We start from the raw sequence: 24,813 nt of genomic DNA, 5'->3' as shown, positions 1-24,813 counted from the left end.
GCTGTGCCGCGCCCTCCAGAGGCGCGGCTGCGCAGGGGACCGTGGGGGTATCTGACGCCGACCGGCTCGTTCGTGACCTTTGCGACAAGCGGCTCGCGCTGCTTGGCGAGGGAGCCAATCACGGAAATGGCAGGACCATCACCTTCAAGGTCGAATTGACCCGCAGGCTCGTGGAGGAGTGCCAATACGATGCCTTCATCATCCCAGTCGCCCAGGCCCAGAAAGGCCATTGTCTGGCTTGCCACCATTCATGCAGCGAAAGACCTCAAGAGCCTGGATACAGACGAACGACATAGGATTCCCTTCGGGTCCTATGTCCATGAGAAGTTCGGGGCGCAGTCATTCGTGCTTGGCTTTTCCGCGCTCTCCGGGAGCTATTCCACCGGCAGCACTGCTCGCACACATGCCATCGCGCCCGCACCGATTGACTCCCTGGAGGGCTGGGCGTTCTCGAGCCACACCGCTGACACCCGGTATCTGGATGGGGGGCAGCTTCGTGACCTCGGGCCCAGGGTGGCCCGTCCCTTGTACTACTCGTGGATGACGGCCCCCTGGGCAACGGTCATGGATGGGCTGCTGGTCTTTCGGGAAGAAACCCCACCGCGCCCGGTGACCCGCTAGAACTCATTGCGCAGGGTCGAAGTAGGGAGAACCCGTGTCACCTGCCCGAGCCAGCTCGCACTCGGGCAGGTGATGGGCAACTTACAGGCCGTCGGGATAGCACCACCCGTAGGTGCGATCGAACCCGCCGCCAGTGAGCGGGTAGGAGACAAAGCCGAGCTCCTCGCCTGCGCCGCACTCCGAGCGAGCGCGCGCATAGCGATAGCAGGTGCCATGGCCCGCGCCCGTCAGGTCCGCGCAGACGCCTCGCGCACCCTCGACGCCGCAGAACTCGGCAAAGCCGGCGGTGCAGGACTCGCCGATGAGGGCGGGGTCGAAGAGGTAGCCGATGGGCTCCATGACGGACTGCTGGATGCACAAGCCATAGACGCCGCACACGGTGCCGGTGGGGCAGCCCGGGTCCGCGGCCATGAAATCGCACGTGGCGAGACACTGCCGCGCCTCGGTATAGGCGCTGGTACAGGCGTAGCCAGGGGCGCAGTCCGTCGACGCGAGCTGGTTCTCGCTGGCCGGTGTCTGCGTGCACGCCTCGCCTTGCGTCTTGGTGCCGAGCGACTTCTCGAGCGTGCCATCCGTGGCCGCGGCGTCCTCGGCGACGCAGGTGTGGCCCGGCAGGTTCGAGGTCAGCGAGCCTTCGCGCGGATCGCAACCACCGGGGCGGGTGGTGTCCCAGGTCGCGAACCGGATCCACCGGCACTCACCGCCCGCCACCGGTGCGGTGCCTTTGTAAGGGGCGGAGAGCGGCGCAGCGGCGACCGACTCGCGCAGGGTCACGTTGGCGAGCGCACCGGCGGTCTGTTGCGGGGAGACCTTGAGCGCGAGCAGGAGCGAGCCCGACTCGGCCACGAAGGTCTTTTGCGTCGGACTCGTGACATCCTGGTAGCCATAAACGCACTGCTCGCACGCGAACAGGTTGGTGCCGCCGGTGGCCAGGTCATAGAGCCCCGGGGCAGTGTTCACGTCCAACCGGATATACGCGGTGTCTGCGAACGCGGGGTCTCCGAAGCTCCCGAACTCTCCGCGATACAGCGGCTGCGGCCCGTACTGCACGGGCGTCAGCTCGATGCCAGTTTTAAGCTCGCCCATGGTGATCTCCGTGCACCCAGCGGGCGGCGACAGGTGCAGCGAGCGCTGCTCGAGGGCGCGAACGGACTCTTGTTCGGTGGGAGTCGGCGCTTCCGTTTCTTGAGCGCACCCGACCATCGCCGTCAGGAGAACCACGCCCCACCGCCATCCACGGGAAGAAGCAACATCGACGCGTCGGTATGTCATTGGATTATTTCCAATCTCCGATAAAACGGTGATGTCCTGCTTTTCGACAAGGCAGTAACTTTCTGCTTATCGCGGAAATATGGTTCTCATGGATGTGTATGGGAATCAACAGGATTTTTAGGGAGGCGGAGCGGGGAAAGATGACTTCCAGAACGCGAGTATTTGAGAAGTCTTTGACTGAGACGACACGGTCGACCCACCCAATATGGTCTGCGGGTGTTACCCTTCGGCCCGTGTTCTCACGAGCGCTGATCTTCTCGGCGAGCCTGCTGGCCGCCCTCTCGTCCTGGGCTGGAGACCTTTCGATCGAGGCCCGCGTTGGCTCCGGGCGGTGGATGCGCGGGGCGTCCATCTCGCCACACAAGGGAGAGGCGATAGCCCTGCGTGTGGCTCCCCGCCCAAACGCCACGATTCGCTGGTACCGCATCTACGCGGACCTCTCGCGCTACTACAAGAACGCCAACCATCCCTGGGAGCCTTCCCCGTACGCGTGGGCAGGGTGGGGGAAGATTCCATACCTCCGTGAGGAGCTCCGGAGCTTGCGCGGCCGCTGGGAGATCAGCCCGCTCGACGCTTCCGGGAGAGTCCTCCGTGGCGAGGAGCTGGAGCCGCATCCGGCCAAGGCGCCCCACTACGTGGAAGACGTGGGCACCTTCTGGTTCCAGGCCGAGGTGGAGGAGGGCGGCGCTACCTCGCGCTCTCCGGGGCTCGAACAGAGCGATTACCGAGGGCTTTCGCCCAAGGTGTTCCGAGTCTCCATCCGCGAGGGGGAGGGGTACCTGGGCTACGTCACTTCGTTCTTCAATGTCCCGGGCCTGTTCGGCTCCGTTCCGCACCAGAGCTACCACTACATCGGCGTGGACTGCGCGGACGTGCTCATGGCCGCGCGCGCCCGCTGGATGGGCCAGCCGCTCGAGCGCGACTTCAACGTCGCCGCGCTGGTGGAGGAGTTCCCCAGGGCGGTCACGGTCCAGCTCCGTCAGGGCGTACCGGAGCGCGCTCTACCCATTGGCGAGAGCGTCCGGCCGGGCGATCTGCTCGCCGTGCGGTACCCGCGCGCGAGGCAGTTCCAGCACGTGGGGGTCTTCTACTCGGACGAGAACGCGAACGGGCTCCTGGACGCGGATGATCTCGTCTTGCATGCGGGGCCCGAGGCGCTCCACCGCTCGCGCCTGGGAGAAGGGGCGTTCGACGGAGAGGTGGCGATCTTGCGCCCGAAACGCAGTGGTTCGCAGGGACGCTGAGCAGCTCGTCGCCGACATCCCGCCGCCAGCGCCAGCGGTTCCGCGCCTGGCGGGCGCCAGAACCGCCGGGTGAAGGCGAGGTCGCCGCTACCACCGCCACAGCGCGAAGGGTATCAGGTGAAAGGCCCCGAGCCAGAGGCTGAGGACCAGCGCGGACGCGGACCCCAGCAGGCAGCGCCACCTGGCCACCCTCCCGGTTTCCTGGCGCCAGGTGCGGACACTGACGGCGACACCAGCCAGGGCCAGCGCCGGGAAGAGGACGGTCGCGGCCCAGACTCCCACGGTCTGCCAGTTCATCTGGCCCAGCAGGCGGAACTCGAGATTCGTCGCGCAGACGATGCCGAGCACCAACACCAGCAAGGCCAGGCTGGGAAGGCGGCGCACCCAGCGGTTGCGCAGGGCGTTGCGCCGTCCGAAGGGCGTGCTCAGCAAGAGCGGCAGCGCCAGCATCACGCTCAGTTGAGGAAACACCGCCGCCGCCATGGACGTGCGCCGCAAGCTGTCGCCGCCCAGCTCGAGGCCGCTGGGGGCCCCGCCCTCATCGCGGAGCACGACACCGTTGACGACGTCTCCGTAGTCCGTATCGGCGAGCAGTCCGTTGCCGTGATGCTTCAGGCTCGCCTCGTAGCCCATGCCTGTCACGAAGGGCGAGATCTTCAGCTGGTCCCCCTGCGCCTGTACATGCCCGACGCTGAACAGGTAGGTGGGAAGGCTGAGCAGCGAGATGCGCGGGTTGACGACGCGATACCACCCATCGACATCGCTCTGGATCGGGCGGGCCGCGGCAGTGGGCGCCTTCCACTGCGTCTGCCCGGAGATGTAGGCAGCGAGCGGTGTCTCGAGCTTGCGCAGCGTGTTCTCGCTGTTGACCAACAGCACGTAGCCCATGCCTTGCTCGGCGTGAAAGTGCAGGCTCGCTTTCGCGCCCAGCACACCACCGGTATGGCCCAGCCACAGTCCGCCGTTCACGATCCGGGGGTGAAGGCCCAGCCCCGGGCCGTAGGCCAGTTGCGCGCCCACGCCGAGTGTCCCCTGGGCCCGCCTCATTGCGCGGACGGTCTCGGGCTGCAGCACGCCGGGTGCGGACGTGCCATCGGTGAGCAGGAAACGGCCGAGCCTGGCCAGGTCCTTCGCGTTGCACCACAGGGCTCCGTCGGCCTGCGTCTGCTCGAAGGGCATGGCGGTCCGGCGCATGTCGCTGCCGGTGTGGCCCTCGGCATGGTCCCGCTTCGCCGCCTCCGTGGTCAGGGCAGCCGTCTGCTCGATTCCCAGCGGCTTCAAGACCTTGCTGGAGACGATCTCGTCCCACGGCTGCCGGTAGTGGGCTTCCAGGATTGCGCCGAGCAGCACATACCCCGGGTTGCTGTAGCTCTCGAACGTCCCGGGGCGCCAGCGCACCACCAGCGGCTCGGGATTGGCGATGCTGCTCTCCAGGTGGTGCCCGCGGCGCTCCACGGGGCTGAAGAAGGCCTTGGCATGCGTATCGTCGAAGCCCGCCGTGTGGGTCAGGAGATGAACCACGCGGACCGGGTCGCTGGCGTGAAATTCATTGTCGATGGGCGCGGCCGGCAGCAGGTCCGAGACCGGCGTCTGCAGGCTGAAGTGGCCCTGCTCGACGAGCTGCAGGATGGCGATCGCCGTCACCGTCTTCGTGATCGACCCGAGGCGAAACAACGTTCCTTCGCTGACCGGGGCCCGGGTGTCGTGGTCGGCCAGCCCGAGGCTCTCGCTGAGTACGGTGCCGTTGCGGTCGAACACGGCATAGCTCGCACCTGGAACGTGCTCTTCGCGCATCAGCTCGGTCAGGGTCTGGCGCAGCTCGGCCGGTGTCGTCGGTGCACTCCCCCCGGTGGGGCTCGCCGCGAGCACGAGCGTGGGCACTAGCAATGCGACGACACAGTGGGGGGCGACGCGCTTCATACATTCTCCTGGGAGAGCTGCGGCCACGTTGCCAGGTTCCGGACGCCAGAGTGGCCCATTGCCCGAGCGCACGTTCGGCTCCGTGCTCTCTACGCAGCGCCCCCAAACCCATTGCGTGAGGGGTATTGAGGCCCGAGCCGCCACAGCCAACAGGCCCAAGCCCCCTGCTCCCCTGCGCTGCCAAACGGGCACCGGCGCAGGGGCCACCCCAGCAGGCGTGGTGTTGAGCCTGGCGTAGCCACGACCAACAACTCCCTGCCGCTCTCCACAGGCCGGGCCCACAGCCCCCCTGCGGCACCCGTCAGCGGCCCTCCTTGGCCCCTCTGCTCCAGCCCTCACCCTCAACAGCGCCCCCATCTGTCTATGCTCGCGGATTTCGATCTTGCTGAGACGGTGGTCCCTGCCCCCTGGCCGTTATCGCGACAAGCGCCCGGAACCGTGCGAAATCCAAGGGGGCATGCCCAAGTACAAAGTCATCATGCAGGGCGGATACATGAGCGGCGACATGTTCGGCGTCGCTGCCTCCATGCTCCTCGACCCCGCGGTCTGTGTGCTCATCTTGAAGGGCACGGATCAGGACTACCTGGACGTCATGGACGATCAATCCGATCGGCTCATGGCGTTCTACAAAGAGATCCTGGGGGATGCGCAGTGCGCCGCGCGCGTCACGGTTGGCCTGGTCCCCAACCCTCAGACGTACCTCAAGGGCATCACGGGAGAGTTCGGCAGGCTGAACCAGTCCGGTGCCACCGGTATCCGGGGGCTGTTCAAGGCCCTGAAGAGCAGCGACACCGTGGAGCTGCTCCGCATCGGCATGGCCACGGACATCGTCTCCAAGGTCTTCACCTGGGAACGCATCGTCGATCACTTCACCCGGGACGACATCCAGGGGAACATCAAGATCTTTCTCGAGAACGATCCCGCACGGAAGAAGCTGCTGGATCCCTACAGGCCCCGGGTCTTGCTCTGGGTCCGCATCAACAAGCGCAAGCCCAAGGCCACCGCGCACCTGGAGCTGGACACCAGCGTCCAGGGGGTGCGTCAGATCGTCCAGCGCATCGTCGAGGCGAACGCCAAGCGCAGGGAGGTGGGCCTGCCGGAGTGGACCATCGCGCTGACGGGCGATCGCCTGGATCTGTCCCAGCCGAAGAACAAGTTGCTCAAGGACCACTGCGTCGACCTGATGGAGTTCTGGAAGGCTCCGGGCTGGAACGAGGCGTGGGGTCGGCGTGGACAGCTCACCCTCTTCGCGTTCCTGTACGGCCGCAATGCCCAGATGGTGAACCTCGGCATGCGCAGCGGGGGCCTGGAAGGCCCGGCGCTCATCGGCATCCCCACCGTCTACATGGAGGAGACGGACAACCCTCAACAGGATCGCATGAAGAAGTGGGTGGGGCCGTTGCGGCTGCTCGGCCGCCCCATGGACAAGGATGAAGAAGTCGGTGATGAAGAAGTCGGTAGATCAGGCCTGCGGCTACCTCCTCCCCCGCCCTCGTTCCAGCGGTTGGCGCTGTCCCAGTTGCCGACCCGGACCGGCCAGGCGATCAAGTCTGCACTAGGACTGAGCGATCCCAGCGCGATCGCCAAGCTCCTCGACGCGGCCACGAAGGAGACCGCGGGCACCAACCGGGACCGGCTGGCCAAAGCCAAGACCGAGTATCACCGGGTGCGAGGCACCACGTTCAACAAGTTCTTCGATCTCTACCTCGTGAGCCAGGGCTACCCTTGGGAGCAAGTCGACGAGGCGGGATGCGAGTACTGGAGAGATTTCGCGTACTACTACCCCAAGACTTCGGCGGAAATCCGCCGCCTGGTGGGAAAGTGGTACGACGTGCGCGTCGCGAAGAAGGGCTCCGAGGCCACGGGGGGATTCGCCGTCGGGGATGTCGAAGCCATCATGGGGAAGCTGAACGAGCTGCTGCCGGATCCGGTGCTCCCCAAGAAAGAGGAAGTGCTGCCGAAGCCGCTGGTCAGCACACCCATCGTGACGCCGTCGCCCACGATCGTCCTAGAATCGCGTCTGCCGCCTCCCCCCCTCCCGTCCGTCCTGACGACTCCGAGTGTTTCCGGTTCCGTCGGGCCCTCGTCTGAGAAGAGGCCCCCGGTCCCCCTCAGCAAGATGGGCATCAGTGGGCAGAAGCGCTGGAGGAAGACGCTGCGGGATCAGGGCTTGGATCCGAAGGACTTCTGGGACTGAGGCCCCTGACACAGGGGGTGGCCTGCTGGACGGAGCCAGAGGCCCGCCTGGGGGGAACGCGCGCAGGCGTGCGAAGGTCGCGGTGCCTTGGCCAGGGCAGGTACCTGTTCGAGAAACCACGAACCGCCCCGTCCGGGTGACTGCGTTGAAGGCCTGGGAGCTTCGAGCTCGCTCAACAGATGGCAGCACCCGGTCGGTTCGGATCCCAATGTGCAGCGGCCTCCTCATGGAAGGCCTTCCTCCCTACCGATACTCCCAGGCGCAAGGGGGGAGGGTGACCGCGAAGGTGGTGCCGCGTCCCGGCTCGCTCCGCACCTGGATGTCGCCGCCCATGGCCTTCAGGTGGGTGTGGCAGATGGACAGGCCGAGCCCGGTCCCCTCGCCCACGGGTTTCGTGGTGAAGAAGGGCTCGAAGATGTGCGGCAGCACCTCGGCGGGAATTCCCACCCCCGTGTCGCTCACCTCGATGACGGCGTGCCCCCGCTCGTCCCGGCGCGTGGTGACACGCACCTCGTTCTGGTCCGAGCCTCCCTCGGGGATGGCCTGGGCGGCGTTGACGAGCAGGTGGAGGAAGACCTGGCCCAGCCGCGTCTCGTCACCGAGCACCGTCGGCGGCGTCCCATACTCCTTCACCACCCGGGCCCGGGGGCGGAGCTGCCCGTCCGCCGTCGCCAGGGACACGTCGAGCAGCGCATGGAGGTCCACCTCCTTCGAGGGCTCCCGCTGGGCGCGGGCCAAGGTCCGCAGGTCCGCCACGATGCGGCGCACCCGCTCCGCGCCCACCTTCGCCTCGGAGAGCGCCTGCTCCACCTCCTGCCAGCGCTCGGACTCCTCCTCTCGCTTCGTGAGCTCTCGCAGCTCCCCCGTCACGTAGTTGAGGTTGGAGATGATGAAGGCGAGCGGGTTGTTGATCTCATGCCCGACGCCCGAGGCGAGCGTCCCCACCGCGGCCATCTTCTCCGCCTGGACGAGCCGCTCCCGGGTGTCCTGGAGCTCCTGGAGGCGGGCGCTCAGCTCGGTGGTGCGCTCCTCGACACGCGCCTGGAGCTGGCGCTCGCGCAGGCGGTGTCCGCGCAGGCGCAGCCACACCCCACCGGCGATGACAAGCGCCCCCGCCAGCGCGCAGGCCGCCCGGAAGAGGAGCGTCTCGTGGAAGCGGGGCTGCTGCTGGAGCCTCAGCTCCGCGACAGGTGTCGTCTGGCCGTCCTCCACCGAGAGCGCCATGACTCGGAACCGGTACTCCCCCGGCGGCAGGTGGGTGTAGTCGGCCTTGCGCTGCTCCGGCCCGGCCTCCACCCAGTCCTTGTCGAGGCCCTCGAGTTGGTAGCGGAAGCGCAGGCGCTGCGGCGCTCCCAGGCTCGGGGACGTGTAGTGGAGCTCCACTCGCTCCGCGCCGGGAGGGATGTGACCCCACTGGGAGGCGGGCACGGTCCGCCCATCCACCCGGACCTCCTCGAGCAGCACCGGTGGCGGCGAGGCCACAGGCGCTACCTCGTGCTCCGGCTCGTAGGCGACGGCGCCGCGGATGGTGGCGAACCACAGCCGCCCATCCCGGGTGCGCAGCCCGGACGGCCACCCCACGGAGTTGCACTCCGGGGAGCGCATCCCGTCGTCCGTCCCAAACAGTCGCGAGCGGACCCGTGCGAGCCGGCCCTCGGCCACCGCTTCCAGCTCCTCCAGGGAGACGCGGAAGATGCCCTTGTTGCAGCCCACCCACAGGCTGCCGCGCCCATCGGGCATGGCCTGGAGGATCATGTCGTCGAAGAGCCCCTCGGCCCGGGTGAAGCGCGTGAGGCGCCCCGCCTTCCATCGGAAGAGGCCCGCGGTGGAGCCGATCCAGAGCGTGCCGTCAGCCTCCTCGTGGATCGTCAGGATGGAGCCGGCGAGCGGTTTCTCCCCGGACGCCAGGGGAACGAGGCGGCTCGCCTGTACGTAGCCCAGGCCGCCGTTGCCGGTCCCCACCCAGAAACCTCCCGCGGCCCGCGGGTGCAGCACGGTGATGGAGGCGCCGGGCCCCCCGTCCCGTGGCGAGAGCAGCTCGAAGCGTTTCCCATTCCATCGGGCGAGCCCCAGATGGGTTCCGGCCCAGAGGGTGCCTTGCTCATCCTCGTGGACGGTGCGCACGCCCCCGTGCAGTCCCTCGGCCTCTCCGAGTGAGCGGGTGATCGTCCCCGCCTGCCAGCGGCTCACGCCTCGCTGGGTGCCGAGCCAGAGGCCGCCGTCCCGCGCCTCGGCGATGGAGAGGACCCGGTTGCTGGGGAGCCCTTCGCGCGTCGTCCAGTGCGTCAGCTCCCCCTCCTTCAGGCGGGTGATGCCACCGCCCAGGGTGGCGAACCAGAGGCTGCCGTCGCGGGACTCGTGAAGGGCGGCCATCATGTCGTGCACCACCCCCTCGGGGCGGCCGTACGGGGAGAAGAGCCCATCCTTGAGGCGGTGCAGTCCCCGCGACTCCGTCCCCACCCAGAGGTTGCCCTCGGCGTCCTCCAGCAGGGCGTGGACCGCGTCACCTTCCAGCCCAGAGGGGGTTTCCAGGACGGAGCGCTGGCCGTGGGTCAGGCGCAACAGCCCGCGGTCCGTGCTCCCTACCCAGAGCGTGCCCGGCCGGTCCACGAGCAGGACCCCGATGGGGGTGCCCGGCAGGCTCGCCTCGGGCACCGGGTGCATCATCCCGTCCCGCAGCCGGTACACGAGTCCATTCAGGGTGCCGGCCCAGAGGGCGCCGTCCCGGTCCAGCGCGAGCGACAGCACCCGGGAAGCCGTGTCCGCGAAGGCGGGCCCCTTCTGGAAAGTGGCGCCGTCCCATCGCAGCAGGCCGCCCTGCGAGGCCACCCAGAGATTCCCGGCCGTGTCCTCGGCGAGCGCATCCACGTGATCGCTGCCGAGCCCGTCTCCGGCCTTCCACACCTGGAAGTGTCCCTGGAAGAGACGCAGCAGCCCGTGACCGGCCGTGGTGATCCACAGGCTCCCATCCCGGGCGGGCAGCAGGTGGCGCAGGTTGCGCAGGGTGATGCCCTGGGGTGGGGTGACGCGGAAGAAGGTGCCCTCCCGCATGCCGGCGAGCCCCGAGCCCGTGCCGATCCACAGCGTCCCGTCCTGGCCGCGGGCGAGGCCCCAGATGAAGCGATCCGGGAGGGCCGGCGTGTTCTCCGGGTCGAAGACGGTGAAGCGCACGCCGTCGAAGCGCACCAGCCCCTCATAGGTGCCGCCCCAGAGGTAGCCGTCCGCCGTCTGGACGAGGGACAGGATGCTGTTCTGCGGCAGCCCGTCCTCCGTCTGCCAGGTGCGGGAAGGGAACTGGGTCAACGCCTTGCCCGGCTCCAGGGCCCAGGCACTCCCGGCGGCTGCCAGCAGGAGGCCCAGCAGCACCCGAGTGGCCAGCACGCTCACTCGGACCCGGAGCCCGTCAGGGGCGGGGCGGGACTCGTTCCAGAATCCGCGGAGGGCAGGGGGCATGAGGGACGGTGGGCCTACGCTACCTCTCCACCGACCGGGCGCACAGTTGGGGCGAACCCACGCCAGAAGTGTATTGGGCTCTCATGATTTCTCCCGCCGTGAGTGGGATGGCAATGTATTGCAGGCATTCTCCAGGCCAGGTGCCCGGATTGTCTGGACTTCAAGAGTTTGCTAGAAGGCCTCCGCGTTCCACCGCGCGAGCCTGGAGGACAGGCGGGGTCGAAGAGGACCTCTGCTCCTCCGGAAGTGATTGAAACGCGGACAGGGGGCGCCAGCACGGAATCTCCCGTCATTTGGCGCCCTTGGTCCCGGTTCTGTCACGCTTCAATACAGAATGCCCCGGGCACGTGGAAGGTCCATGCTCCACTCCGCGCGCCCAGCAAACAGCACCTGAGTGGAATTCCACGCCTTTATGGAGTGGCATGCTTCCTGCTGAATGCAGGACCGGCTGCCCTGGTGCGCCTGAGCGTACGTCTACAGCGCGTATCCCCACGTGAGGGTGGAGAGCCCCTCCCTGCCTCGCGCTGAAGCAGCCCTGAAGTCCGGACGCCCGGGCGCCGCATGGCCCCGGGCGTCTTCGTTCGAGTGGAGCTTTCACGAAGAAGTACCCGCGTCGAGGAGAAGCGTATGGGAATGAGGAAGTTCGGACCGGTTGTCGCCTGGCTCGCGTGTGCCGCCCCCGCATTCGCGGAGGCCCCCCCGAAGCAGAAGGAGGTGTGGATCACCATCGGGACGGACGCGCTGGAGCCGGTGCGCGCCTCCTTCAAGGAGAAGGGCCTGACGCTGCCCAAGCCGGCGATGGAGAAGGGGGGCGTGGCGGTGCTGCGCGTGCCCGAGTCGCGGCTGGAGACGCTGTCCGAGGCGATGCACGACAAGCTCAACCGGTGCGCGGGCTTCCTCGCCCATGACACCGAGGCGGAGGCTCGCGCGGCCGCCGAGGGCACCAGCACCAGCGCTTCGCAGTCCCTGGCGTCGCTGGTGGGCTACTCGCTCAACAACAGCGCGTCGGTGAACGTGATGCTGGCTCAGGTGGAGGAGCTCAACATCCGCAACACCATCAACTCGCTGTCCACCAACTGGACGTCGCGCCGCTACAACCAGCAGTCGGGCACCGACGCGGCCACGTGGCTGAAGAACGAGTGGACCACCATCGCCAACGGGCGCAGCGACGTGCAGGTCGCGTTCTTCACGCATGCGAGCTCCGTCTCGCCGCAGCCGTCCGTCATCGCCACCATCACCGGCACCACGCACCCCAACGAGGTGGTGGTGATTGGCGGTCACCTGGACTCCATCAACCAGAGCGGCTCCACCGCCGCGGCGCCGGGCGCGGATGACGACGCCTCGGGCGTGGCCTCGCTCACCGAGGCCTTCCGGGTGGCCATGGCCAATGGCTACCAGCCGGCGCGCACGGTGAAGTTCATGGCCTATGCCGCCGAGGAGGTGGGCCTCAAGGGCTCGGCCGACATCGCCGCCTGGCACGTGACCAACGGGGTGAACGTGGTGGGCGTGCTGCAGCTGGACATGACGAACTACAAGGGCTCCAGCTACGACTTCGCGATGGTGACGGACAACACCAACGCGGCGCAGAACTCCTTCGTCACCAGCCTCATCTCCACGTACCAGCCGGGGCTGACGTACACCAACATCTCGTGCGGCTACGGCTGCTCGGACCACGCCTCGTGGCACTCCAGGGGCTTCGCCGCGTCGATGCCCTTCGAGGCGACGATGAGCACGTCCAACCCGCAGATCCACACCACGGGCGACACGCTGACCTTCATGGGCGGCACGGCGGCCAACTCGGTGAAGTTCTCCAAGCTGGCGGTGTCCTTCCTGGGCGAGCTGGCCAAGGGCGCCACCACCGGCAACACCCCGCCGCCGGTGGACGATGGCACTCCGCCCCCGACCTGCACGCCGGTGACGCTCTCCAACGGCGTGACGGTGTCCGGCATCTCCGTGGCCACGGGCGAGTGGAGCTGCGCCTACACCCTGGAAGTGCCCTCGGGCGCCAGCAACCTGACGTTCGACCTGAGCGGCGGCACGGGTGACGCCGACATGCACGTGAAGTTCGGCGCCGAGCCGACCAGCTCCTCCTATGACTGCCGTCCGTACAAGTCCGGCAACGTGGAGACCTGCACCTTCGCCACCCCGAGCGCTGGCACGTACTACGTGAAGCTCAACGGCTACTCGGCCGCCTCGGGCATGTCGCTCAAGGGCGCGTACAGCACCGGTGGCGGTGGCGGCGGCGGTGGCACGCTGACCAACGGGGTGGAGTCGGCCCAGTACTCGGGCGCCAGGAGCGCGTGGACCTGCAATACGCTGGTCGTGCCGGCGGGCAAGACGAGCGTGGTTTTCAACCAGACGGGCAAGACGGGCACCACGGGTGACGCGGACCTGTACGTGAAGTTCGGCTCCGCTCCGACCACCAGCTCCTACAACTGCCGTCCGTATCTCAGCGGCAGCACCGAGAGCTGCACCATCAGCAACCCGGGCGCTGGCACCTGGTACGCCTGCTCGTACGGCTACAGCGCGTACACCAACGTGACGATGAAGGGCACCTACTAGCCTCGCGCTGAAGCAGCCCTGAAGTCCGGACGCCCGGGAGCCCCATGGCCCCCGGGCGTCTTTCCATGGCGGGCCGCGTCATGGGCGCGCGCTGGCGCGGGAGCACCCCGAACAGCGGGTGGATGAAGTGCGGTTCCTCCCCGAACTGGTGGCGCTCGCCGAGGCCATTCGCCAGCGGGTGGACACCGAGCGGGAGTATGCGCGGAGGGAGGCCGAGCGCGAGCGGAGGCTCCAAGAGGAAGCCCCGCGGCGCCTGCCCCCGGCGGCTCCCGCGACCATGGCCTGGGTACGGCCCGAGGTCCACGGCCTCGTCGAAGCCCTGGGCTCGCAGTGGACCGTGGGGGTCGGGCTCGCCTACCACCAGGGTTGGCTGGAAGCGAGTGCCCGCGCGCTGCTCAACAGCGATCCGGGTTTTTCTCCACCAAGGTTCTCCCCGACCTTTCACCTCCAGGGAGGGCTGCTGCTGGGCAAGGGCGCCCTCCGGCCCCATCTGGGCCTGCGGGCCATCCTCGTGCCCGGCATGGCCAGCTACGGAGTGGGTGCGGTGGCGGGCCTGCGGTGGGCGCTGCCCGCCAGCTTCGTGGCGCTGGTGGACGTGGGCGCCGAGTACTGCATCATCGTCCCCAACCACGATTACCGGTGCGCCGCCCTGACGGCCCAGGCCGGCCTCGGCTTCGACCTGCACCTGCCCTGAGGGCGGTCGCTCCTCCAGGCTGGCGGGCACCCAGTCGCTAGCGACATTTCCGCTCATGGTGGTCGCGGCGTTCGCTGGCACGTTGATGATAGTGAGCCATCATGATCTGCTTCATCAGCGGCCATCTCGACCTGTCGGAACAAGAGTTCCAGGAGCACTACGCTCCAAGAATCGATCGCGCCATTGCGCTGGGCGCCACGTTCGTCATCGGCGATGCGCGGGGAGCCGATGCGATGGCTCAGAGCTACCTCAAGCTCAAGGGTGCCACAGCCATTGTCTTCCACATGTTCGACAGTCCCCGTCATAACGCGGGATTCCCGACGAAGGGGGGATTCAAGAATGACTCGGAGCGGGACTCAGCAATGACCCTCGACTCCACCGAGGACCTGGCGTGGATCCGTCCCGGCCGTGAGAAGTCGGGCACGGCGAAGAACCTTCAGCGCAGGACTGCCACATAGGCCTCGAACCCCCGCGCCAGCGCGGGGGAGGAAGGCCAGGCCCTTCTTCCCCGTGTTCACCCTCCGTCCACGGTCCGCGGCCCCCTCGTTCCGCGGCCCGCTCCATGTCGAGAAACGCTGAGCTGACTGAGCTGGAGGCGTATGGGATTGATGCGCATGAAGAGGATGGTGGTTGCGTGGTTTTGAGAGCCGGGCCGCAGTTGCCCACAGGCCCAAGCCCTGTGCCTGGCCCCTGTGGGGAGCGCAGCCTGAGCAGGATTGTGCCCAACGGGAGCTGCACGGCCTGTGCACCGGCCTGGCGCACAGCTCGGCGCCACCCGTCAGCGGCCTTCCTCAGCCCCTCTGTACCAGCCATTTCCCTTAACAGGCCTTCCATCCTTCTTATACGCCCGTCGGGCAAGGGGGCCGCCGAGGCCTCGCGTCACCCGGCGTGTGGGACCTGCCCCCCGGGGCGGTAACGACGAGCGGAGATGCCCTCCCATGTCCGCCCGCTGGTGCACTGGGGGAATCCTCCGCCCATGCGCTGTTATCTCCATCGGATGGAGCCGTTGTCTCCACTGCCGGGGGAGGAAAGCCACCATGAATCTCGAGACGCATCGGCCTGAGTCCCAGCCGGCCTCGTTGGTGGAGGTGCTGGTAGCCCGGCATGACGACCTCGTGCAGCACTGGGTGGAGCGGCTGAGCGAAGAGCTGGCCCCGGCGCCTCACGACCAGGGCGCACTGGAGGACCACATCGGCGACTACCTCCGGGAGCTGGCGACGGCACTGCACCGGGCCGGGCAGGGGGGCGCCGCCGCGGTACCGCGGGAGAGCACCGAGGCCCGGGAGCACGGCCGCCAGCGCCTGCGCATCGGCTTCGACCTGGCGGTGTTGGTGCGGGAGTACGGCCTGCTGCACGAGTGCATCCTCGACCTGGTGGAGCAGTCGGGTGCGCGCGTCACCATGGCCGAGCACCGGGCGCTCGTCGCCTTCTTCTCCCACGGCATCGCCGAGGCGGTGGACGAGTACACCTACCAGCGGGAGGCGGCGCAGCGGCTCAACGAGGTCCGGCTCCAGGAGTTGTTGGACCATGCCCCCGCCGCCATCTACGCCAAGGACACCGAGGGCCGCTATTTCGTCGTCAACCGCCACCAGCAGGAGCTGTTGGAGCGCTCGCGCGAGGAGCTTCTCGGCCACGACGATTTCGCCCTCTTCCCCCAGGAGACCGCAGACGCGTTCCGAGCCAGTGACGCCCGGGTCCTGGCCGGCCACACCTGCGTCACCGAGGAGGTGGTGCACCGTCCCTCGGGGCCGCGCATGTACCTGACCGTGAAGTTTCCACTGCCCGGGGACGAGGGCTCGCCCGCGGCCATCGGCGGCATCTCCACGGACATTACCGAGCGCAAGGAGGCCGAGAGCGCCCGGGCCCAGTTGCTGCGCGAGTCCGAGGCCCAATTCGAGCGCCTGGGCGCGCTCTTCCAGTTGTCGTCGGTGATGATGTTGGTGTTCAAGGGGCCCGAGCACATCGTCACCCTGGCCAATCCCGCCGTCATCTCGCGCCGCGGCCGGGACATCGTGAGCAAGCCCCTGCGCGAGGCCATTCCCGAGTTCGTGGAGCAGGGCTACGGCGAGCTCATCGACAACGTCTACCGCACGGGCGGGCCTGTCAGCGGCAACGAGGCGCCGGTGTGGGTGGCCCCACCCGGCGGGGGAGCGCCCGAGGAGGCCTTCTTCAACTTCGTCTATACGCCCATCCACGCGCCGGATGGCCAGGTGGAAGGTGTCGTCGTGCACGGGGTGGAGGTGACGGAGTTGGTGCGCGCGCGCCGCAAGGCGGAGGAGGCCCTGGTGTTGCTGGATACCCTGCTCACCACCGCCCCGGTGGGCCTGTCCTTCCTCGACCGCGACCTGCGCTACGTGCGCGTCAACCAGATGCTGGCCGACATCCTCGGCGTGCCCACCGGGCAGATCCTGGGCCGCACCGTGGACGAGCTCGCTCCCGACATGGCCGGCCAGCTCGTGCCCATCCGCCGCCAGGTGCTGGAGACGGGGCAGCCGGTCTTCGGCCAGGAGGTGACGGGCACCACCCCCGCCACGGGTGGAGAGGTCCACCACTGGCTCTTCAACCACGCCCCCGTGCGCAACCGGGCCGGCGAGGTCATCCTCGTGGCCAGCGCGGTGCTGGACATCACCGAGCGCAGGCGCGCCGAGAACGCCACCGAGGAGCGCTTCCGCCTGCTGGTGGAGGGCGTGGAGGACTACGCCATCTTCATGCTCGACCCCGAGGGCCGGGTGACGAGCTGGAATCCGGGAGCCGAGCGCATCAAGGGCTGGAAGGCCTCGGAGGTGCTCGGCCGCCCCATGTCCCTCTTCTACCTCCCCGGAGACGTGGTGGCCGGGGTCCCCGAGGAGGCGCTGCGGCTCGCCGGCACCGAGGGGCAGTACCGCACAGAGGTGTCCCTGCTGCGCAAGGACGGCAGCCGGTTCTGGGCGGACGTCCTGCTCACCGCGCTGCGTGACGAGCGGGGGGGCCTGCGAGGCTTCGCCATGATTGCCCGCGACATCTCCCCGCGGCGGCAGGCCGAGGAGGTGCTGCGCGCGACGGCCCAGCGGCTGCAGGCCATCCTGGAGACGGCGGTGGATGGCATCCTCACCATCGACGAGTGGGGCGTCATCCAGAGCATCAACCCCGCCACCGTGCGCATCTTCGGCCATCCCCCCGAGCAACTGCTCGGCCGCGACATCCGCCACCTGGTGCCCGAGCCCTACCTGAGCAGCCTGCTCCCACCGGGGGCCCACAAGCCGCTCGGCGGCGGGCGCGAGGTGCGGGGCCGCCGCAAGGACGGGAGCCTCTTCCCCCTGGAGCTCTCCGTCAGCGAGACCCGCCTGTCGCAGGGACGCTTCTTCACCTGCATCGTGCGCGACATCACCGCGCGCAAGCACGCCGAGGAGGCCCAGGCCCTGTTCGTCCAAGTGGGCACGCTGCTGTCCCAATCTCTCGACGTGCACACCACCCTCAAGAGCCTCGCCTCGCTCGTGGTGTCCCATCTGGCCGACTACTGCCTGGTGGATCTGCTGGGAGAGGACGGGCAGTTGCAGCGGCTGGAGGTGGCGGCACGCGAGCCCGAGCGCCAGGCCCTCATCCGCCGCTCGATGCCGTCTCCCCTCCCGCTGGGCCGCTCCAGCGCGCTGCTGCGAGTGCTGGAGAGCGGCGTGCCCCTGGCCGAGCCGGAGCCCTCCCCCGAGCGGCTGGAGGCCCTCGCCGGCGACCCGGAGTATCGGGCCCTGCTGGAGGCGCTCGGCTTGAGGTCCCTCCTCCTCGTCCCGCTGGTGGCCCGGGGCCGCAAGCTCGGCCTCATCTCCTTCGCCTGGATCCAGCCCCGCGCCACGTGCGCCATGACGAACCAGGAGGTGGCCCGGGGCGTGGCCGATCGCGCGGCCATGGCGCTCGATAACGCGCGCCTCTACCAGCAAGCCCAGGAAGCCATCCGGGTGCGCGAGGACGTGGTGGCCATCGTCAGCCACGACCTGCGCACCCCCCTCAACGCCATCAGCCTGTCGGCCACGAGCCTGCTCAAGCGCGGGGACGTGGACGAGCGCACCGCCCAGGCCGCCGGCCGCATCCGCGCGGCGTCGGACCGGGCCAGCCGGATGATTCGAGACCTGCTCGACTTCAACCAGGCACGCATGCGGGGCATCCCCGTCCACCACGAGCCCCTGGACTTCCACGAGCATGTCCTGCGGGTAGTGAAGGAGGTGCGCAGCGCCCATCCCGACCGGTACATCGCGTTCCACTCCAGCGGGGAGGGGCGAGGCGAGTGGGATGGGGACCGGTTGGCCCAGGTGGTAACCAACCTGGTGGGCAATGCGCTCCAGCACAGTCCGGCGGGCACGCCCGTGCGGGTGTCCACCCGGAGCGAGGGCTCGAGCCTCCTGCTCGAGGTGCACAACGAGAACGCGGGGCGCGCCATCCCACCGGAGCTCATGGCGAACCTCTTCGAGCCCTACCGGCGCGGGCCCGGGGCCGGCGCGCGTCAGGGCAGCCTCGGTCTGGGCCTCTTCATCACCCGGCAGATCGTCCTCGCCCATGACGGGGGCATCGAAGTGCGCTCCACGCTGGAGGAGGGCACCACCTTCACCGTGCGCCTGCCGCGGCACCCGGGCCCGCGGTAGCTCCGCCCCAATGGGCGCTCTTGGTCCGCCAAGAACCAAATTGGTCCTCGCAGGCGATACGCATCTCCTCGTTCCAAGCAGGGGCGAAGGGGAGCCGGAGGAGGAGAGCCCGTCCTTGGCCGCGAAGTATCCACTCGGCGGAGCGGTGCAGGGGGGCGGCGCAGATGTGATAACGGGTGCGCCGCCCGCCGGTCTGCCGACGGGGATGGGCGATGCTCAGGTCACGGCAGAAGAGGTGGAGGGCGTCTGGGCGGCAGCCGTGCGCGCGGCCTTCCACATGGGCGGCAGCAGTTCCTCGAGACGGCGCTGCGGCCAGCCCTGGGCGAGCTTCTCCAGCACGTCAGCCAGGTACGCCCACGGCTCCACCCCGGCCAGCACGCACGTGGCCACCAGCGTGTACACGCACGCGGCGCGCTCGGCTCCCGCGTCGCTGCCGGCGAACAGGTAGTTCTTCCTGCCGACGGCAATCTCCCGCAGCCGCAGCTCCGAGGCGTTGTTGTGCAGCGGCAGGCGCGCGTCCTCCATGAAGCGCGTCAGCGACTTCCACTGGTTGATGGCGTAGCGGCACGCCTGCGCCAGCGGACTCTTCGGCGGCTCCCGGTTGTAGGTTTCGGCCACCCAGCGCCCCAGTTGCTCCGTGACAGCGCGTGAGAGCGCGTCGCGCCTGCGCAGCCTCTCGGCCTCGTCCACCCGCTGCTCGTCGGCTTCGCGCTCCACCTCGAAGAGCCGGCCGATGAGCGAGAGCGGCAGCGCCGCTCGTGTGTCACCGGCGTCCAAGGCCTCGACGAAGTAGCGACGGGCATGGCTCCAGCATCCCACCTCCACCGCGGTGGCGCCCTGGCGGGTAAACAGCTTGTCGTAGCCCTTGTACCCGTCCACCAGCAGCCAGCCCTCACGCTTGTCCAGGAAGGACAGGGGCCCTTCTTCCTTCCAGTCCGGCGTGTAGACGAAGGCCGCCCAGGTGGTGTCCCCCAGGTACACCCACATGTGCCCGCGCTTGAGGCCGTTGGGGTGCTCCCTGTCGAGCACCTTCAGGTGCGTGTCGTCGCTCTGCAGCACGTGCGAGGCCAGCGCCCGCCGGGCCACCTCCCGGGCCAGCGGCTGGAGGGTGTCGGCGCCCGCGGCCACCCAGTCCGAGAGCGTCGAGGTACGCAGCTGCACGCCATGGCGCGCGTAGATGCCGCTCAGCCGGTGCAGCGGCAGGTGGTCCTTGAATTTGGACACGAGGACGTGGGCCACCAGGCCAGCACCCGGCAATCCGCCCTCAATCACCCTGTCGGCGGGAGGAGCCACCACCAGCCCGTCGCCACACGGCCGGCAGGCGTACTTGGGCCGTACCTCCTCAATCACCTTGAAGTGGCCGGGCACCCACTCCAATGTCTCGCTCTTCTCCTCGCCACAGCACGTCTTGTCCCGCCCGCATGCCTCGCACCGCAGCGCCTCGGGCGGGGGCTGGTGGACGCGCTGCTCGCGCGGCAGGCTGGAGGGGAGCGGGCGGCGCCCGTGCCCCTTGCGCTCCTTCTTTCGCGACTCCTTGTGTGGTGGCTTGGAGGGCTGCGTGGAGCCCGCCGCGACGCATGCGTCCCCGGCATCAGGCGCCGCCGCCTCTTGGGCCCCGGCGTTCTCCTGGCCCAGTTGCTCCAGGAACAGCGACAGTTGCTCGGCTGATAGCTTCTCGCTAGTGCGGCCAAACCGCTGGCGCATCGCCTTGCGCAGCCGCAACTCCAACTCGGTGTTCTTCTCCACCAACTGCGAGAGCAGGCCCAACACCAGCTCAATCACCTGCTCGTCCTGGCCCTCGGCCAGCAGCGTGCGCAGCAGTGCCGCCACGCCGTGTACGTCCGTCATCTTCTTGCCGGGAGCCGCGCCGCTCATGTCCCGGGACATGAGCCATGAGCCGGCCCCAGGACGCAAGAGGTATTCTCACGCAGCCGACTTCAGAGGTGGGGGCTGCCAGCGAGGCCGCCGGACGCTGGCCTTCAAATCAATCCCCTCCAGCAGCAGCGTGAGCTCCACCGCCTCCAGGGTGAGGGCGGAGCTATCCTCGGCCAGCGGACGCGGCAGGCGGAAGCTGCCCTTCTCCAGGCGCTTGGAGAAGAGGCAGAAGCCGCCCGAGTGCCACCACAGCACCTTCACCATGTCGCGCGTGCGGTTGAAGAAGACGAAGAGGTGTCCACTCAAGGGGTCCTCTCGCAGTACCTGCCGCGCCAGCATGGAGAGCCCATCGAAGGACTTGCGCATGTCGACGGGCTGGCATGCCAGGTGGATGCGCACCGAGGAGGGCAGCGTCAGCATGCTTCCTCCAGCGCCCTCACCAGCCGCGCCAGCGAGCCCGCGTCGAAGCCGGGCTCCACCCGGATGCGTCGGCCCCTGGCCAGCAGCACCTCCATGCTGGCTGCGCCCGGTGCCCGCTGTGCTTCTGGCGACGGCGGCGCCGCGACGTGCACCGGGACGAACGCGAGCCCCGGGGCCGCCTCCTCGGCCCGTCGCTTCTTCCACCACCTCAGCCGCTGTGGACCCAGCCCATGGCGGCGGGCGAACTCCGCCACCGACAACCCGCTCACCTCGTATGCCTCGAGCACCGCCTGCGCTTCGGCCTCCGTCCAGTAGTTGCTTGCCGCGGCCCTCGCCAGCGTTGCGTCCACTCTTTCCGTGTTGCGTCCCATGTCTACACCTCCTGGAACGCGACGCTGAACGCCTCCTCCCTCACGCGGAAGGTGTGGTCCGCCGAGCGCTTACGCCGCGAAGGAGGAGGAGCCGAAGAAGGAGCGCAAAGGAAAAGCCCAGCAACCCCTTGAGATTGCTGGGCCTTCCAGGTTGTCCCCGACGGAATTCGAACCCGTGGGCAGGGCGATAGCAAACCCCAAGCAGGACGCGCTGTTACCTGCTATCGCCTTGATTTCCCTCGGGTTCGTCATCCCGCCCCATCCCACGCCGTTCCCGGGAGTGCCGCATCAAACCACGCTGGAAGGGCACACTGAGGGCACATTCGACCTAACCACGTCGAGCCACTCACGGACGTGAGCGGCTAGAGTTCTTCGGTCTACGTGCTCCGGCCTACCAGGGCTCACGCGAAGCACAAGGGAGACTGACGGTAGCGTGGCTGGAGGCACTTGGCGGGTGTACTACTTTGCGGGCGGCACACGTTTGGTACCTGTTCTCCCGAAGAAACGCGGCTCCGCTGTAGAGCCATAATCCGGCTGCCACGACGCATCTTGTTCGCCAAACGCCAATGTCAAATCGGAAACGGAAAAGACAATCTGGGCAGGCCGCTTGCCTTGAGCTGAAAGGCCCCTCAGCGCTTTGAGGTAGGCCGCCAAGTGTTGCTCGTTAAGCTCATGCTGCTTTGGCGCATCAAAAATAAGCAACCCTGGATGGTTGCCTCCAGCCTGCAGGGATGTCTGGAGAACGGCGGCATGAAATGCCAAGACGATCCTCGTGCGAGTGCTCCCTCCCTGAAATGAAGACTCCGTAAATCTGTGTTCTCCAAAGAAGAGTCGAAAGTCTTCATCAATAATGGCTGGCCCTGTGAGGTTTGGAGTCTGGAGTATAGATAGCCAGTTAATCAGGTTGTCCCTAAGTTTACTCCGAATGTCGGATGTTGACCCAGAAGACGAACGGCGCGTCGGCCTTGAATTCTCGACGCGGAGCCGCAGTTGCTCTCGCTGTTCGAGCAGTCGTTCGAATGTCAATTCCTCGCTCTCGATGGCCTTGAGAGCCTCAAGACGAAGCGAAATATCAGTCAGCGACTTAGTAATAGATTCAATTGAGTCGAGAATATTTTTGGAGCCGGAGGACTGGCTAGCCTTCTCTTTCTCGGAAAATAGATTCTTGAGTTTTGTGGTCTCAGTCGAATGAGCTTCTCGGCGCAGGGAAATTGTCTTGGTGATGCTGCTGGATGCGTTCTCAATGTCTTTGATTTGATCTTTAAGGTATAGCAGGCGGCGCCCGAAGGACTCTTCCGAATTCTTGAAGAGCCCGCAGTTTCCTTGGCCACAGAACGTGCGAAACGCATCGGCCGCGATAGAATTTAGCCATACTAGTTGCGTTTCCGATGCGATCTCGCTCGATGCCGCCGCTAGGCGGCGTTGTCTGCCTTCAAGGGCAGAGATCTCAGATTGGAGCTTATTGCAAACTTCGGTCTGCTCTGTAATGGCGAGATCAAATCTGCCAAGGCTACTTTGTATCGACTCGATGCCGGTGTTGTATGCAGCGAGTTCTGTGCTTAGTCGGGCTTTCTTCGCCTCAAGGTTTGCAACCTCATCGTTGCCCTTGTCCTTCCGCTGCTTTTCGAGGAGCCTGCCGCGCAGGGCCACTTGGCCTTCAATTAGTTCAAACTCTCGCTTGGCATCGTTGAATTCTTCAGTGTTTCGATATGGATTCTTGGGTGGAGCGCCGAGAAGCACCCGTAGCACCTCCTGCTCCTGGTCCTTGATGAATACCTTATTCCTCTGTGGGGCATAAAGGCTACGCCAGCCAAGATCCTGATCAACATAGAATCCAGGTGCCAAGACGCTAATATAAGGAATTGTTGCGTTGCCCCCTTTGTCGGTGAGTTGCACTGCCGGCATTGACAGAGCGTTCAAAAGCCATAACGAATAGTCTCTTTCGTTCCGGAACTCAGTGGAGGTTGATGCGCCTTTCTCCGATACTCTAATTCGGAAGTCGTCATCAATCTCCCTGGTTATAAGGTAGGTTGTTCCGCCATGGTTGAGAGCTAACTCGGTTGACACGAAGTTGGCGCGAACATCCGGCGGAAGTTCGACAGGATATCCCAGCCCAAAGATCAGACCTTTGATTAGCGGGGTCTTGCCCGAGCCGTTTGGGCCTTTGAGAACTGTGAGGGCCTCACCAAGTTCAAACTTGGCGGTCTCCCAGGAATCGTCACTACGCGCCTTGTAGGTAAAAGAATTGAGTAGACGGCTCATAGAAGTGTAAAGCCCCTGGCTTGCACGAATGAATGCGCTCGGAGCAGAGCCCTAAGCAGTTGGCCGATATCCTCCGTGCTCTTCAGTCTTTCTCGTATGAACTCTCTTCCTGTTGAGGAGATGGTGATACGCTTGTCGGTGGTTGAAACGGTTGCAAGCGATGCGTTCTCCAGAAAGACGAGGGCTTCCGCGCATCTGGCGTGCAGGATAATGGACCACTCAAGTGCACTGGCTGTCTTAGTGGATCCGTAGCAAAGTTGTGCGAGTACATTGGCTGTCCAGCGACTGAGTTCGCCGGTATGGAAGACCTTTTCTGAGAACGAGACTATCAGAATGGCAAGTGCGATGATTGGAGTATGGAAGATGATTTCCGCAGGCGACTGATGGCGTAGGGGCTTGTCGGGTTGCTCGGAGCCCCGCTGCGACTCATCCCTGATGTTGAGCTGGACTCCCGCCTGCGCAGCCTGCTCAATCAGGTCTTCGTATGTGCTCATAGGTTAGCTCCTGTCTCTGCAGCCAATGCAAGTATGTGCCCCAGAACGAGTTTCTTGTTTATAGGAACAGATGTTGTCAGCTGGGGACGATACTTATCTGCCAAGTCGGCAGCGGACTTTGCCAGGAGTGGGAAGTCAATTGCTCTTGCTGCATGTGCGGCAAGTAGCTTGTTGCATTCATCGCGAAGGCTGAGAAACTCGATCAGATCTCCTTCGTGCTGTGCGGTTCTATACCAGACATCCCACTCCGCCTTCAATTCACAGAATTGGCTAATCAGGTTTTCCGATACGCCGCTGCGTTTGCATAGTCGGTGAAGTCTTGAGAGGGTGAGTAGCGCCTGGCCTTCGTGCTTCTTGAGTATGTTGTATGCATCCGCAGAAAGGCTCAGTACGTGCAAAACATCTTTTGCAGTTACCCCCTTGGATGCCCGCAGGGTGTCTTCGGTGATTGGAACTACGGCATGTGTAGCGTGTGACTTTTGCTTCACGATGTCTACAAGTTCACGTCCAATGCTAATTGCCTCGGAGATCTTTAAGTCAATCTCACTGAGCTTTAGAATCTTGTCGGCGAGTTCAAAATAATTAAGATTTAGATTTGTCGAGTGCCCCACCTCTGGCTGGATGCTTAGAATTGTAAGAAATCCGAATATCGCATCGGCGGTTGTGGTGGGAAACGTTTGAGAGAATGCCTCAACGATTTCTTTAAACCACTGGGCTGAATCCCCGGCGAGACTGGATTGATGGGTGACACTGCTGATGTCTTCTAACAGCGTCTTGACGTCTGATTCGATGCCTGCGTTGGTCACTAGGAGCCTGTC

15 protein-coding genes are annotated in these 24,813 nt (G+C 66.3%); 6 read left to right on the top strand and 9 right to left on the bottom strand.

Annotated elements, in window-relative coordinates; all coding sequences use genetic code 11:
* Positions 1 to 702: 702 nt before the first annotated feature.
* Entirely contained in the window at positions 703 to 1,707 is a 1,005-nt protein-coding gene (locus tag OV287_RS32775) for a hypothetical protein (RefSeq protein ID WP_267537975.1), read from the bottom strand.
* 572 nt (positions 1,708 to 2,279) lie between these two features.
* Here OV287_RS32775 and OV287_RS32770 point away from each other — a divergent pair.
* Positions 2,280 to 3,137 carry a hypothetical protein gene (locus OV287_RS32770; protein ID WP_267537974.1) on the top strand — a complete coding sequence of 286 codons (858 nt, stop codon included), beginning with the start codon at positions 2,280 to 2,282 and terminating at the stop codon, positions 3,135 to 3,137.
* 87 nt (positions 3,138 to 3,224) lie between these two features.
* On the opposite strand, the gene OV287_RS32765 is transcribed toward OV287_RS32770, so the two are convergent.
* Positions 3,225 to 5,057: a serine hydrolase domain-containing protein gene (locus tag OV287_RS32765; protein ID WP_267537973.1), complete on the bottom strand. Its 1,833-nt coding sequence runs from the start codon at positions 5,055 to 5,057 to the stop codon at positions 3,225 to 3,227.
* Positions 5,058 to 5,514: 457 nt separating this feature from the next.
* On the opposite strand from OV287_RS32765, the gene OV287_RS32760 reads away from it, so the two are divergent.
* Entirely contained in the window at positions 5,515 to 7,254 is a 1,740-nt protein-coding gene (locus OV287_RS32760; RefSeq protein ID WP_267537972.1) for a hypothetical protein, read from the top strand.
* Between the two features lie 243 nt (positions 7,255 to 7,497).
* Here the strand turns inward: OV287_RS32760 and OV287_RS32755 are convergent, their stop codons facing one another.
* Positions 7,498 to 10,707, bottom strand: a complete 3,210-nt coding sequence (locus OV287_RS32755; RefSeq protein WP_267537971.1) for a sensor histidine kinase — start codon at positions 10,705 to 10,707, stop codon at positions 7,498 to 7,500.
* Between the two features lie 627 nt (positions 10,708 to 11,334).
* Between OV287_RS32755 and OV287_RS56255 the strand changes: the two genes are divergently transcribed.
* The 4 genes from OV287_RS56255 (at position 11,335) to OV287_RS32730 (ending at position 18,573) form a co-directional block, all read left to right on the top strand.
* Positions 11,335 to 13,269: a M20/M25/M40 family metallo-hydrolase gene (locus tag OV287_RS56255; protein ID WP_308809758.1), complete on the top strand. Its 1,935-nt coding sequence runs from the start codon at positions 11,335 to 11,337 to the stop codon at positions 13,267 to 13,269.
* A gap of 118 nt (positions 13,270 to 13,387) precedes the next feature.
* Positions 13,388 to 13,963, top strand: a complete 576-nt coding sequence (locus OV287_RS32740; protein ID WP_267537970.1) for a hypothetical protein — start codon at positions 13,388 to 13,390, stop codon at positions 13,961 to 13,963.
* A gap of 101 nt (positions 13,964 to 14,064) precedes the next feature.
* A complete protein-coding gene (locus OV287_RS32735; RefSeq protein ID WP_267537969.1) occupies positions 14,065 to 14,421 on the top strand; it encodes a hypothetical protein in 357 nt (118 codons plus the stop codon).
* A gap of 579 nt (positions 14,422 to 15,000) precedes the next feature.
* Positions 15,001 to 18,573: a PAS domain-containing protein gene (locus tag OV287_RS32730; protein ID WP_267537968.1), complete on the top strand. Its 3,573-nt coding sequence runs from the start codon at positions 15,001 to 15,003 to the stop codon at positions 18,571 to 18,573.
* 216 nt (positions 18,574 to 18,789) lie between these two features.
* On the opposite strand, the gene tnpC is transcribed toward OV287_RS32730, so the two are convergent.
* The 6 genes from tnpC to OV287_RS32700 all read right to left on the bottom strand — a co-directional run bounded on the left by tnpC (position 18,790) and on the right by OV287_RS32700 (position 24,801).
* Positions 18,790 to 20,460, bottom strand: coding sequence for an IS66 family transposase (gene tnpC, locus OV287_RS32725; RefSeq protein ID WP_267537967.1), 1,671 nt, complete (start codon positions 20,458 to 20,460; stop codon positions 18,790 to 18,792).
* A gap of 36 nt (positions 20,461 to 20,496) precedes the next feature.
* A complete protein-coding gene (tnpB, locus tag OV287_RS32720) occupies positions 20,497 to 20,868 on the bottom strand; it encodes an IS66 family insertion sequence element accessory protein TnpB (protein ID WP_267535966.1) in 372 nt (123 codons plus the stop codon).
* Positions 20,862 to 21,239 carry an IS66 family insertion sequence element accessory protein TnpA gene (gene tnpA, locus OV287_RS32715; RefSeq protein WP_267535965.1) on the bottom strand — a complete coding sequence of 126 codons (378 nt, stop codon included), beginning with the start codon at positions 21,237 to 21,239 and terminating at the stop codon, positions 20,862 to 20,864. The genes tnpB and tnpA overlap by 7 nt, the downstream gene beginning before the upstream one ends.
* A 459-nt stretch (positions 21,240 to 21,698) precedes the next feature.
* Positions 21,699 to 23,501, bottom strand: a complete 1,803-nt coding sequence (locus tag OV287_RS32710; RefSeq protein ID WP_267537966.1) for an AAA family ATPase — start codon at positions 23,499 to 23,501, stop codon at positions 21,699 to 21,701.
* Entirely contained in the window at positions 23,498 to 23,995 is a 498-nt protein-coding gene (locus OV287_RS32705; protein ID WP_267537965.1) for a hypothetical protein, read from the bottom strand. Before OV287_RS32705 ends, OV287_RS32710 begins: the two co-directional genes overlap by 4 nt.
* The gene (locus tag OV287_RS32700) at positions 23,992 to 24,801 is read right to left on the bottom strand and encodes a hypothetical protein (RefSeq protein WP_267537964.1); all 810 of its coding nucleotides are present in this window, start codon (positions 24,799 to 24,801) and stop codon (positions 23,992 to 23,994) included. Before OV287_RS32700 ends, OV287_RS32705 begins: the two co-directional genes overlap by 4 nt.
* Positions 24,802 to 24,813 lie beyond the last annotated feature (12 nt).

Origin of the sequence: Archangium lansingense, assembly GCF_026626635.1 — a bacterium.
In the GTDB taxonomy this organism is placed as follows: Bacteria; Myxococcota; Myxococcia; order Myxococcales; family Myxococcaceae; genus Archangium; species Archangium lansingense.
The sequence above is the reverse complement of the archived record's forward strand: the minus strand, read 5'-3'. Positions and strand labels throughout refer to the sequence as shown.

Excerpts from the sequence above, each read along its gene's own strand:
- OV287_RS56255 (WP_308809758.1), top strand. The coding sequence starts at position 11,335 with ATGGGAATGAGGAAGTTCGGACCGGTTGTCGCCTGGCTCGCGTGTGCC.
- OV287_RS32705 (WP_267537965.1), bottom strand. The coding sequence starts at position 23,995 with ATGAGCACATACGAAGACCTGATTGAGCAGGCTGCGCAGGCGGGAGTC.
- OV287_RS32775 (WP_267537975.1), bottom strand. The coding sequence starts at position 1,707 with ATGGGCGAGCTTAAAACTGGCATCGAGCTGACGCCCGTGCAGTACGGG.
- OV287_RS32735 (WP_267537969.1), top strand. The coding sequence starts at position 14,065 with ATGATCTGCTTCATCAGCGGCCATCTCGACCTGTCGGAACAAGAGTTC.
- tnpA (WP_267535965.1), bottom strand. The coding sequence starts at position 21,239 with ATGGGACGCAACACGGAAAGAGTGGACGCAACGCTGGCGAGGGCCGCG.
- OV287_RS32755 (WP_267537971.1), bottom strand. The coding sequence starts at position 10,707 with ATGCCCCCTGCCCTCCGCGGATTCTGGAACGAGTCCCGCCCCGCCCCT.
- tnpC (WP_267537967.1), bottom strand. The coding sequence starts at position 20,460 with ATGTCCCGGGACATGAGCGGCGCGGCTCCCGGCAAGAAGATGACGGAC.
- OV287_RS32730 (WP_267537968.1), top strand. The coding sequence starts at position 15,001 with ATGAATCTCGAGACGCATCGGCCTGAGTCCCAGCCGGCCTCGTTGGTG.
- OV287_RS32765 (WP_267537973.1), bottom strand. The coding sequence starts at position 5,057 with ATGAAGCGCGTCGCCCCCCACTGTGTCGTCGCATTGCTAGTGCCCACG.
- OV287_RS32760 (WP_267537972.1), top strand. The coding sequence starts at position 5,515 with ATGCCCAAGTACAAAGTCATCATGCAGGGCGGATACATGAGCGGCGAC.
- tnpB (WP_267535966.1), bottom strand. The coding sequence starts at position 20,868 with ATGCTGACGCTGCCCTCCTCGGTGCGCATCCACCTGGCATGCCAGCCC.
- OV287_RS32710 (WP_267537966.1), bottom strand. The coding sequence starts at position 23,501 with ATGAGCCGTCTACTCAATTCTTTTACCTACAAGGCGCGTAGTGACGAT.